8 protein-coding genes and 1 riboswitch are annotated in these 12,267 nt (G+C 49.8%); of the genes, 2 read left to right on the plus strand and 6 right to left on the minus strand.

The window, feature by feature from the left end; translation table 11 throughout:
• Positions 1–338 precede the first annotated feature (338 nt).
• From MKY64_RS18065 to MKY64_RS18075, 3 genes are all read right to left on the minus strand, one after another.
• Complete coding sequence (locus MKY64_RS18065) at positions 339–512, minus strand: toxin-antitoxin system HicB family antitoxin (RefSeq protein WP_036722388.1); 174 nt, start codon at positions 510–512, stop codon at positions 339–341.
• 13 nt (positions 513–525) lie between these two features.
• Positions 526–1,368: an SPFH domain-containing protein gene (locus tag MKY64_RS18070; RefSeq protein WP_036722389.1), complete on the minus strand. Its 843-nt coding sequence runs from the start codon at positions 1,366–1,368 to the stop codon at positions 526–528.
• Positions 1,369–1,514: 146 nt separating this feature from the next.
• Positions 1,515–5,885, minus strand: coding sequence for a bifunctional 2',3'-cyclic-nucleotide 2'-phosphodiesterase/3'-nucleotidase (locus MKY64_RS18075; RefSeq protein ID WP_340954822.1), 4,371 nt, complete (start codon positions 5,883–5,885; stop codon positions 1,515–1,517).
• 320 nt (positions 5,886–6,205) lie between these two features.
• Between MKY64_RS18075 and MKY64_RS18080 the strand changes: the two genes are divergently transcribed.
• A complete protein-coding gene (locus tag MKY64_RS18080) occupies positions 6,206–6,907 on the plus strand; it encodes an HAD family hydrolase (protein ID WP_340954825.1) in 702 nt (233 codons plus the stop codon).
• Between the two features lie 96 nt (positions 6,908–7,003).
• Here MKY64_RS18080 and mqnC read toward each other — a convergent pair whose 3' ends face one another.
• The 3 genes from mqnC to metA form a co-directional block, all read right to left on the minus strand.
• Complete coding sequence (mqnC, locus tag MKY64_RS18085; RefSeq protein ID WP_340954829.1) at positions 7,004–8,140, minus strand: cyclic dehypoxanthinyl futalosine synthase; 1,137 nt, start codon at positions 8,138–8,140, stop codon at positions 7,004–7,006.
• Positions 8,141–8,370: 230 nt separating this feature from the next.
• Positions 8,371–9,537, minus strand: coding sequence for an aminotransferase class I/II-fold pyridoxal phosphate-dependent enzyme (locus tag MKY64_RS18090; RefSeq protein ID WP_340954830.1), 1,167 nt, complete (start codon positions 9,535–9,537; stop codon positions 8,371–8,373).
• Between the two features lie 49 nt (positions 9,538–9,586).
• Positions 9,587–10,504: a homoserine O-acetyltransferase MetA gene (gene metA / locus MKY64_RS18095; protein WP_036722451.1), complete on the minus strand. Its 918-nt coding sequence runs from the start codon at positions 10,502–10,504 to the stop codon at positions 9,587–9,589.
• Positions 10,505–10,620: 116 nt separating this feature from the next.
• A riboswitch (SAM riboswitch) is annotated at positions 10,621–10,752 on the minus strand.
• A gap of 526 nt (positions 10,753–11,278) precedes the next feature.
• On the opposite strand from metA, the gene corA reads away from it, so the two are divergent.
• Positions 11,279–12,214, plus strand: a complete 936-nt coding sequence (gene corA, locus MKY64_RS18100) for a magnesium/cobalt transporter CorA (RefSeq protein ID WP_209873045.1) — start codon at positions 11,279–11,281, stop codon at positions 12,212–12,214.
• The last annotated feature ends 53 nt before the right edge of the window (positions 12,215–12,267 follow it).

A 12,267-nucleotide genomic window follows, 5' to 3' on the forward strand; every position in this document is an offset into this window, starting at 1 on the left:
CTTGCAGCAGTTGCTTATGCTTCACTGCAGAATATAATCCTTCGTTAGCATGGGGATAACGGCCATGAACCGGCGGTTCTTACTATCCGTTAAGGTTCCGGAGTACGGAAGCCGTCAGGGGTTCATAACCGCAGCTACAAAGGGGTAAACCGACAGCCGGTACCGGAGGAAGTTGCAGCCTGAGGCTTCCTCTCTCTGAAACGGTCCAAAGCAAGTGGTTCATATCTTCGTCAACGCTGATAACATGAATTAAGGCAATTATAAATCTCAGCTTATCTTCCGTCAAGCGCAAAACGGCTGTCCGTCTTCAGGCCAGAAGGGCCGCCGCCCCGGGCAGATTATTCTTCTTCCCGGCGTTTTTTAACCGGCAAGCGGCCTGCACGCTTCAAAGACTCACGCAGCAAATATTCGATATGTCCGTTTACGCTGCGAAACTCTTCTCCGGCCCAGCGTTCCAGCGCTTCGTGCAGCTCGGGATCGATCCGCAGCGGAAAGCTTTTTTTGGCCGCCATAATATTACCGCCTTTAGTACAACGAGCCGGCATTGATTACCGGGCTCGCGCCGCGCTCAGACACAATCGCGACCATCAGGTTATTGATCATTGCTGCCTTGCGCTCTTCATCCAGTTCAACTACACCGCTCTCCTTAAGCTGACGGATCGCCATATCGACCATACTGACAGCTCCCTCCACAATGATCTGGCGGGCGGACAGAATGGCCGAAGCCTGCTGGCGCTGCAGCATCGTGCTGGCAATCTCGGTAGAGTAAGCCAAGTGGGTCAGCCTGGCTTCAATGACCTCTACACCTGAAAGGGATAAGCGTTCCTGCAGCTCTACGGCAAGCTCTTTGGCAATTTCATCAGCATTGGCCCGCAGGGACATGCCGGTCTCATTAAAGTTATCGTAAGGGTACTTACTCGCCACATGACGCAGTGCTGTCTCACTCTGAATTTCCACAAATGCCATATATTTATCTACATCGAACAGCGCTTTGGCGGAATTAATGACCTTGAACACAATCACCGCAGCAATCTCAATCGGATTACCTTCCACATCATTGACCTTCAGCTTCACGCTGTTGAAGTTGCGGACCCGGAGAGATACCGTCTTACGGATGCTGAACGGAATGACCGCGAACAGTCCGCTTGCTGCAATAGTGCCCACATATTGGCCGAAAAAAGTCACTACCACCGACTTGTTAGGCTGAACCACGGATATACTGGTGCTCAAAATGAACGCCGCTACGAACAGGATAACAGGCAATGCCACATATTCCTGAACCGCACCATAAATCCCGCCGCCGATACAAATGGCAATCAGAGCGATGACCCAAAAACCGCTGACCGGATGCAAAATTTTCTCTTTCATAAAGCCGCCTCCATTAGATATGTATTTGATATGATTATGATATCACTTTTGGATACAATTGTAAACCAAAAAAGGCCCGCGCTATTTCTGCACGGGCCTTCTCTCTGATGGATTATCATTTCATGATCACATGATGAAACTTTTACTTATGATGCTTTGTTCTCCAGCATACGGAAGATAATGACCGCAGCCTGGGCACGGTTAGCCATACTCTTCGGTGCGAACTGCTTGGCATCCACTCCGTTGACGATACCAATCTGAGTCAGCTGTGCCACTGCCTGCTGGGCGTAAGGGGCAATCTTGGCCTTATCCGTGAATTTGTTCAACGTTGCAGCGTCTACCGGCTGCAGCTGACTCTTGAGGGCATTCGCGATCATAATCGCCATTTCCTCACGGGTAATCTCACGGCCCGGCTCGAACTTACCGTTGCCTGAGCCTTTGACCAGACCTGCATTCACAGCCGCAGCAATCGTATCGGAGTACCAGACTCCCTGCTTCACATCGCTGAATTTTGCAGGTGAAGCCGAATTGCTCAAATCAAGTGAACGAACCAGCATGGTTACGAATTCTGCGCGGGTTACACTTTTCATTGGTGCAAAGTTTGTGCCATCCATTCCTTTGATAATGCCTTTGGCTGCCAATGCATTAATGGCATCTGCGGCCCAGGCTACCTTGCCCAGATCCTTGAAGGCTACAACAGGTACAGCCGGGCTTGGCGTTGGAGCTGCTGTTGCCGCAGGTGTAGCTGCCGGACTTGGAGTGGCCGAAGGCGAAGCCGTTGGCTTCGGTGTTGCAGTTGTAACCGGTCCAGGGTTACCAGGGTTCGGATTAACCGTTCCAGGGTCTTTCTCTACATTAGTGATCCGGCCTTCAATGGCAGCAGTGATCGCCCCGCCGTTGAATGTGTCCCTAATGTATTCATAGAATACATCCAGGTCAATCGGTCCGGCCAGCGAGGCGCTTGCCTCAGTCAATACCTTGTAATTGTCGCCGCCCGCAGCCATGAAGTTATTGACTACAGCCGTGTAGCTCTTCGACATTTCAATAGGTGTTCCGTCAGCCTTAGTCAGGTTAGCCACACGCTCTGCAACCGGCAGATACATGTTCGCTGTATATTTCAGCCCTGAGATTTGCAATGTCTTCGTGTCTGCGGTGCCGTCAGCCTTAACAGCCCATTGCTGCTGCAGCAGGGTCTTGATCTGTTGACCAGTCAGGGTCAGCTTCACCAGTGTGTTGCCGAACGGCTGGATCTTCGCCAGATCTCCGAACGCTACATTGCCTTTCGGAAGATCCGCACGGATACCGCCCGGGTTCATGAAGGCGAAATCAGCAGGATCTTTCTCGCCCTCTTTGAAGATAGCATGACGCATCGCATCTGCAATCAGGTTACCCAATGCTGATTCCTTAGTGTAGGCATCTGTACGGGTGATGGTACCGTCAGTAGTTCCTACAGGCTTGGTTAATTCAGGGTGCCGACTCAGATAGTAGTCCACCAACGCCTTGGTTTCGGCATCCGGTGTGATTTTACTCTGAACCGTGTTCGTTACAGTGGCTGTTTTACTCTTCACTGTACCTGTAGCTCCGTCAATCACCAGCTTGATGTCTTCAAAAGCCGTTCCGTAAGAGTAAGCCTGAACGATCAGCTTACCGTTCACCGTATCATTGGCATAGCCATGATTGTCTCCGGCTACGATCACATCAACCGGGGAATTGGCAGGAAGCGCATTAGCCAGATCTACAGCTTCACCGGTGGATACATTTTTTTTGGTAACCGGATCAACCTTGGTTGTTGCCGGATCATGGGCAAGCACCACGATCGTCTTGACGCCTTGAGCATTCAGCTCGGCCGCATATTTCTCAATCGCCGCGACCTCTTCCTCGGCACTCAGGAATTTCACACCAGCTGTACCGGCTGGCGATACTTTGCTTGGCGTTGCTTTGGTCACAACTCCGATGAAACCGATCTTCACGCCGCCAATTTCTTTTACAACATAAGGGGTAATAATAGGTTTGCCAGTAGTGCTGTCTACTGCGTTGGCATTGATATAATCGAAATCTGCGCCATTATGGACGACCTTCTCGTTCTTAGGGTCCTTACCGCCATAGATTTGAGCCTTCATCGCCTCAACACCTTGGTCAAACTCATGGTTCCCAAGGGTGCCGACGTCGAACTTCATGAGGTTCATCCATTCCATCGTAGGCTTGTCGCGTTCCAGCGAAGATACCGGAGCGGAGGCGCCCACAGAGTCGCCGTTGTGGAACAGCAGTGAATGCTCATATTTGGCACGGGCTTCCTTCAAATAAGCAGCAAGTGTAGCCGCTGTGCCTACAGCTTCCCCGTTCACCACCGAGGTAGTGTCCAGTTGGCCGTGGAAGTCATTGATGCCCAGTAGGTGAACTTCAACATCTCCCGTTGGGGTTGGAGGAGCTTTTTTCAAGTCAAGGTTGTAGATTTCAAAGCCTCTGACATCTGTAGCACCCGTAGCTTTAATGTTAGCAGGAGCGACTGCTTCTGCTTTAGGTGAAGACGGGAACGTTACAGTGACATTCCCTTCGATAGGAGCAATCGACCAGTTGTTGTCTGCTGTTGGATCAACTGTTCCCGCTTCCTTGATGTAATCCATCAGCACCTGGCGGTTCTCCATTTGGGAATCAATAATCATTTTCGCTTCTTTGACACCTGGGAAGTTACCCCCGCCGCTTGCACGGTAGTTGTTGGTAACGACCACGAATTCCTGATCCAGGTCCAGCGGCTCGCCACCATAAGTGATGGAGGTTACCCGGCTGGAGGATTTATCGTTGATGCTTCCATCGGGCTTGTACTTGGCATTGCGGGTGACATCAAGCGTATATTGGATGCCGTCAATCACATCGAAATTGTACACAGCAAATGCTGAATTTAACAGAGATTGCGGTGTAGAGATGGACGGCTTGATGCGGTTGAACGCTCCTGCACTCATCTCTACCCATTCTTTGACGGTCGAACCTTTCACTACAATCGCCTTAAGCGTATTGTCATATAGATACAGATCGCTTGCACTGGCTATTGTAAGGTCGCCCTTCTTGATATCTGTATACTCTTCAGGGCCGTTGCGTCCAGCCTTGAACGGTGCGCCGACGCTCAGGATCGGCAGGTTTCTGTAGCCGGCCAGATTCTCGTTCGTATGAATTAAGTTAGATACATACTGCTGCTGGGCATAGGTTACGATCTGGACTGTCGGATCATCCTGTACCATAGCAAAATAGCTGTTCATCGGCGCAGAAGTTACACCAAGCGGCTGATTCACGTAATCAATCGTAGCTTGATGTGCCGCTCCGGCAAGATCATCGATAGCGGTGTCAACGGCAGCGCCAGCAATAGAGCGCGTAGAAGCCTTGGAAGCTGCTTTGTCTACTGCCCATTTGCCGCTGCTGTTCTGGGCGATTTTCAGATCGATAAGGCCCAGGTAACCTCCGCCATAGCCCGCTTGTACTGCCGGAGTGCCATTAATATGGCCGTTGAGGTTGTCTACCTTGGCTACATCATTATTGTAAGGGAGCTTGGTGGATGGATCTTTGAAGGAAGCATCCAGCTTGCTGTCATCCCCGTTCGTCGGGAATACCTTGTGGGTATGCGAGAAGGTAATGGCATCGATGCCAGGGACCTTGCTCAGCAGGTTAATGACATTCTCTGCTCCGGTTCCTTCTGCGGCAGCAGCGTCGAACCCGGAATGAGTCATGGCGACGATAACGTCCGCACCAGCCGTCTTCATTTCAGGAACAAACTTCTTCGCCGTTTCCACAATATCTTTGGCAATAACCTTTTTCTCCAGGTTCACCTTGTCCCACTCCATGATCTGCGGAGTAACCAGACCCAGGAGGCCGACTTTAATGGTAACGGTGTTGCCGTTGCTGTCCTTTACCTCTTTATCGATGATTTTATAAGGTTCAAATGTATTATCATTATCGGATACATTATAAATATTTGCATTCACATAAGGGAACTTCGCTCCCGTAGACTCCTTATAAGTTGCGCTGCTTACATTGCCTTTAACTGTCCGGTCCAGATAATCCAAACCATAATTGAATTCATGATTGCCGAAGGTTGCTGCATCATAACCCATGAGGTTCATAGCTGCGATGATCGGATGAATCTGGTCTTCGCTAGTCCTGAAATCAGACACTTGGGCCATATACGTTCCCAGCGGTGTTCCTTGAATTAAATCGCCATTATCCAGCAAAAGGTTGTATTTCCCCTCTGCGTCATTGCGTGCAGCCTTTACTAAGGTTGAAGTACGGTCCAGACCTACAGTCGCGGAGGCGGCACCCTTGAAATAGTCCCATCCATATACGTTCGTATGAACATCAGTCGTGCTCATCAAGCGTAAATTAATGGTTCCCGGATTAATCACCGGAGAAGCCTCCGCCTTTCCTGCCGCCAGCACAGGAACATTGAATACTCCGCCCAGCATCTGTGCTGCCAGAACTGTGGTAGCCAATAAAGAAGCTATCGGCTTGTTCCATCTTCTCTCTCCCATAAATCTAATTTCCTCCCTGTGATTGCTATATTATTCTACCACTGTCCGAAAAATTGTATCATAGCCTTCCCTATGAATCTATCAAATTCCATTAACTCTTATAAATTGTTGTGTAAAATCTCACATTAATTCATCGTTTTTTGTAAAATATAACGATATCAATTTACAATCAAGTGAACAATCGAGTGAAGAAAGCGTAAAAAGCCAATTCAATTGGACTCCACCCTGTTAGACAGGTTAAACAGGAAATAAAAACAGATTAATTACTCTTTTATAAATGGATTTTTACCAATATCATAGGATTTATAGGGGGAGTTGAAATGACTATACAAAAACCTGTACGTGGTATATTTCTCGACCTTGGCTGGACGATTTTCCGCCCTGCAACAGGTGATTGGAGGATAACATTAAAAGCGTTGGAATACATAAATCCGCAAATACTAGGGTCAATACCACAAGAACAATTGAATACAGCAATTTCAAAAGCAAATGAGCACCTCAAAAATGAAGTTTACAAAACTGAAGATGAGGAGCTTGAAAGATATACAAATTACTATAAAACAATGGCTGAAGGGTTACCTGAAATTCACCTTACCAACGAACAAGCTGAAATCATTGCATATGATAGAGTGTATAACGATTCTAATTACGTTTTTTTTGATCATACAAAGCAGACCCTTGAAAGCCTGAGAGAAAAGTATATGATTGGAGTTATTTCAGATACAGACCCGTCAATCAAAAGGGTTCTTAAAAATGCTGGTATTTATGAGTATTTTGATAATATGACACTTAGTTTTGAACTTGGAGTAAACAAACCTAATCCCGGCATGTTCAGCCATGCACTTAATGCGATGCATTTGCCGGCAACAGAAACAGTATTTGTCGATGATTATGAGCAGAACTTAGATGGTGCATCAGCTCTGGGTATACAATCCGTATTAGTCCTATCAAGACCGAATTCTCAAGCAAACACAAAGTATCTAAACCTCAAAAAGCTATCCGATTTATTATCCTATTTATAGAAATGGAACAAGCATTGCAGTTGAGCATAAAAAAATAACGGAGTCAAAACTACAATTTGTAGATTAACTCCGTTATTTTTGTTTTCTTTATTTATTCTAGTTCTGCATCACAAAATCATTGTCAATCTTGACACTCGCATCCTCGAACGTCCGCAGGATGTCATAGCGCGTGTTGCGCTGCGCCGGGATCTTGCCCGCTTCGCGGATGAGCTGGGTGATCGACTCGATGTTGACCTTGTAGGTGGCGCCCGCCGAGGAGACTACGTTCTCCTCAATCATCGTGCTGCCGAAGTCATTGCAGCCGTATTGCAGGGAGAGCTTGCCTACTTCAGGCCCCATCGTTACCCAGGAGGACTGGAAGTTCTTGATATTGTCCAGCACCAGGCGGCTGATCGCTACGGTCTTCAGGTATTCCTCCGGGGTCTGGCGGTCCAGCTTCAGGTTCGTATTATCCGGCTGGAAGGTCCAGGAGATGAACGCCAGGAAGCCCTCGGAATCATATTTGTTCGCAATACATTCGTCCTGGGCCTCACGGACACGCAGCAGATGCAGCGCCCGTTCTTCCATACTCTCGCCCAGACCGATCACCATCGTGGCTGTTGTATTCATGCCGATCCGGTGTGCGGTCTGCATGACGTCCATCCACTCGCGCCAGGAGCCCTTGAGCCGGCTGATCTTGCGGCGGGTACGGTCATCGAGAATCTCTGCACCGCCGCCGGGCAGGGAATCGAGGCCCGCAGCATGGATCTCACGCATGACCTGCTCCAGCGGCAGGCCGGAGACCTCCACCATCTTCATAATCTCCGCCGGTGAGAAGGAATGCATCGTAATCTCCGGGAACCGCTGCTTGATGCCGCGCAGAATATCCGTATAATAGCTGAACGGCAGATTGGGATTCGTACCGCCCTGCATCAGAATCTCGGTTCCGTTTACGCTCATGGTCTCGGCAATCTTCTGGTAGATCGTCTCATCGGGAAGCACATAGCCTTCCTCCGAACCGGGTCTGCGGTAAAAGGCGCAGAATCGGCAGTATACATCACATACATTGGTGTAGTTAATGTTGCGGCCGATGACGAATGTCGTCACTGGCTCCGGGTGCCAGCGCTTCATAATAATATCTGCGGCAGCGCCCATTTTCTCAATTTCATTGCTCTCGAATAATGTGATCGTATCTTCCAACTGAAGACGTTCACCCTTCAGTGCCTTATCCAGTATAAGATCGACTGCACTCACTGTTGACGGCCTCCTCTTCATCTATGAAGTCTATGAGATAAATACAATTTGAAATAAAAATAGTCCGTTCTCCCATCGTATCACAATCGGCTGTTCTTGAAAAATGTTTCGCTGCACAGGACCGAATAAATGCCCTTGTTCCAGGCAAATTAAACAGCAGTGCCCGAAGGCACTGCTGCTTGTACGTTCTGTGAATCTCGCATGCCGGGCAGGTCCGGCGGCGCATCGCCTTATTCCAGCTCGCTCCCGGCGGCCTCCAGGGCCTGCCCGAGATCGGCGATCAGATCATCTACATGCTCTATGCCGACAGAGAAGCGCAGCAGCCGGTCATCCACGCCTACAGCATCGCGGATTTCAGCCGGAATATCGGCATGGGTCTGTATCGCCGGATAGGTCATCAGCGATTCCACACCGCCCAGACTCTCGGCGAAGGCAATTAGCTTGATATGGCGGAGCAACGGCTCCACATAGCTGGCCTCTTTTACCTTGAAGGAGAAGATCCCGGTGTTGCCGGAGGACTGGCGGTTCTGAATGGCATAACCCGGATGGTCCGGCAGGCCCGGGTGGAAGACCTCGGCAATAGCCGGATGCTCCTGCAGATAACGGGCAATAGCCAGGGCGTTGCTCTCATGCCGCTCCATACGCAGGGCGAGGGTCTTCATGCCCTTCATCAGCTGGTAGCTGTCATTCGGCGCGAGAACGGCTCCCAAGGAGTTATGCAGGACAGCCATTTCAGCCGACAATTCTGCACCCTTGGTCACAATCAGCCCCGCCAGCACATCGTTATGCCCGCCCAGATACTTAGTCGCACTGTGAACCACGATATCTGCGCCAAGCTCCAGCGGGCGCTGGAAGAACGGGGTCAGCAGCGTATTGTCCACAATTGTGAGTAGCCCGTGACGGCGGGCCCAGGTACATACGGCTTCGACATCCGTAATCATCATCAGCGGATTGGTCGGTGTCTCAATGAATACAGCCTTCGTGCCCGGCTGGCGGGCCGCTTCCAGGCCATCCAGATCATTCGTATCTACATAGGAGGCGCTGATGCCGTATTTGGAGAGAATCCGTTCCAGCAGCCGGTAAGTACCGCCGTACAAGTCCAGCGATACAATGAGATGGTCCCCTTGTCCAAACAAGGTGAACACTGTAGTCAGTGCAGCCATACCGGAGGCACAGGCGAAGCCGGCATCCCCTGATTCCAGGGCCGCTGCCGCTTCTTCTAGGACAGAGCGGGTAGGATTTTTGGTGCGGATGTAGTCAAAGCCTGTGCTCTGTCCAAGCCGCGGGTGACGGAAGGCTGTCGCATGATAAATCGGGTAATTAATGGCCCCGGTGGCGGGGTCCTCCATTGAACCAATCTGTGCCAGTCTGCTCTCAATTCTCAGTTTCTCATCCATCTCCATTGCCCTCCTGATTAATTACTTCTATTAAGAATAAGTCAACCTCTTAGATAAATGCCCCGATATCGTAAGGAGTCTCCTGGTATACATAGTAATTGAGCCAATTAGCGAATAATAAGTTAGCATGGGCGCGCCAGACTGCCGGCGGTGTGCGTGTCGGATCATCCTTGGGATAATAGTGCTTCGGCAGGGCAACCTCCAGCCCCTTGGCGATATCCCGGTCATACTCCCATTTCAAGGAGAAGGGATCATACTCCGAATGTCCGGTGACAAAAATCTGCTTCCCGTCATGCGTAGCCACCAGGTACACCCCGGCTTCCTCGGATTCTGCCAGAATCTGCAGCTCCGGGTTCTGCTCAATATCTTCACGGGAGACGTCGGTATGGCGGGAATGCGGAACATGGAACACTTCATCGAAGCCGCGCAGCAGCTTGACATTATTATGGCTCATTGTATGCGGAAACACTCCGAAGCATTTGTCCGGCAGACTCACCTTGCGCACGCCGAAGTGATGATACAGCCCTGCCTGCGCCGCCCAACAGATGTGCATGGTCGAGGTTACATTCTGCTTGCTCCACTCAAAAATCACTTTCAGCTCTTCCCAGTAGTTGACATCCTCGAACTCAAGCTGTTCTACGGGAGCGCCGGTTACAATCAAGCCGTCGAACCGGCGGTGGCTGATCTCATCAAAGGTTTTGTAAAAGCTCTTCAAATGCTCTGCCGAAGTATTCTTCGACGTATGGGAGCTGGGGTGCAGCAGAACAACATCCACCTGAAGCGGGGAATTCCCGATAAGGCGCAGCAGCTGGGTCTCAGTAGTTTCTTTGGTAGGCATCAGGTTCAGGATGGCGATCCGGAGAGGACGGATATCCTGATGGAAGGCCTGGCTTTCATCCATTACAAAAATATTCTCACCGGATAATACTTCTTTGGCCGGCAGGCTGTCGGGAATTTTGATAGGCATTGCTGTTCACTCCTTAACTGAAATGGGGTTCCACTTGGTGGTTCAACCTGAGGCAGGGTAGCGAAAAAAGACCTTTCCCGGGCGAGAAAGGTCATATCATGCAGTCATATGCGCCTCTCTCATCTGCCAGAGAACTTCCGCCGGACGAACAACGCCCTGCAAAGCTTCCGCAAGAATTAGCACCGTGCGTTCACACGCCGGTTGCCGGGTTTCATCGGGCTAGTCCCTCCACCTGCTCTTGATAAGATTTAGCTGTATTCAGTTGAATAACCTTAAGCATCTGAACGATGCTTTTTCTTAAATTTCACTTTAAATCATGAACCTCCTTTTCGTCAAGTCCATACAATGCTGAAGGGGCCTTATAACAGAAAACAATTTCTCTTGTAAGAGCCATATCCCGGCGTTATACTAGACAAGTGTTTCAACCAAGTGGAAACGGCTTTGCCGTCCCTTTAAAGGACGGTACCGTTTCAGCGAGAAATATAAGGATAAGGGATCGTGTGAAACCTATACATTCTTATATTTCAAAAAAAACGGCGAAAAGAAGAGGTGAGAGAACAATGGAAGGCGACCCGGGCTCGCGAATAAGCGTGCAGAATGAACAACCACACAGGATTAACATCAGCTTGCCGGCGGCGGGAGCCCTTTTTCTTCATGCTCTCGGACCGTCTTTTGGCCTTCGTCCATGATTGTACCACCGGCCAAGCTGATTTTTTCCGTGTGCTGAAATTAGCATACCCCTGGAGAAGACCAGGGACATAAGGAGTGAATCAGATGAAAATCCGGCTGGTGAATGCAGGGGTTTTTACGCCTATTGACAATATTGAAGAAACTTTAACCGCCCCTGCTGAGGGGTTCTACTGGATTGATGCCGATGTGGAGGACCTTGTAGAGCTTCAGCCTATATACGGCCTGCATGATCTGGCTGTGGAAGACTGTCTAAGTGAAGAGGATCAGCGTCCGAAGCTGGAGATTTATGAGAGTCATTATTTCATCGTGGTGAACAGCATCCGGTTCGATGATGAGGAAATCTTCCTCCGTGCACTCAATGTATTCCTTGGCAGACATTTCATTATTACCGTTACGAAGCAGAAGATCCATGAACTGCGTGTCCTGAAGCCCGTACTGTGGGAGCAGGAGGTCAGTACGCCTGACCGCTTCCTGTATCTGCTGATCGACCTCGTTGTCGACAACTTCTTCTCGGTCGGTGACCGGATTGAAGCGCGGATCGAGAAGCTGGAAGAAGACATCCTCATGCATACCAAGAAATCGCATCTGAGCGAGATCATCGGTCTGCGCAGTGAGATTCTCTGGCTGAAGAAGATGCTCGGCCCGCAGAAGGAAGTTATCAACACACTCAACAAGAAGGATCTTCGCCTGATCGACGATCAGCTGCAGAAGTATTTCAGCGATATTTATGAGAATGCGGTCAAGATCTCTGAGACCTTCGAAACATACCGCGATCTCATGGGCAACTTGCGCGAAGCTTATCAGTCCAGTATTGCGAACCGAGCCAATGAAATCATGCGTGTATTTACAGCAATTACTACCATATTCATGCCGCTGACCGTGATTACCGGAATCTACGGCATGAACTTTGACAATATCCCGGAGATCCACACCGAGTACGGCTACTATGGCGTCATTGCCGTTATGGTGACGCTAGGCTGCGGAATGCTAATTATCTTCCGTAAGAAGGAGTGGCTATGAAGCAGAGCGGACGAATACGAAGGACGAAGGCACCGTATACCCGGCTACCGGGA

Origin of the sequence: Paenibacillus sp. FSL R7-0210, assembly GCF_038009085.1 — a bacterium.
GTDB lineage: Bacteria > Bacillota > Bacilli > Paenibacillales > Paenibacillaceae > Paenibacillus_AQ > Paenibacillus_AQ silagei.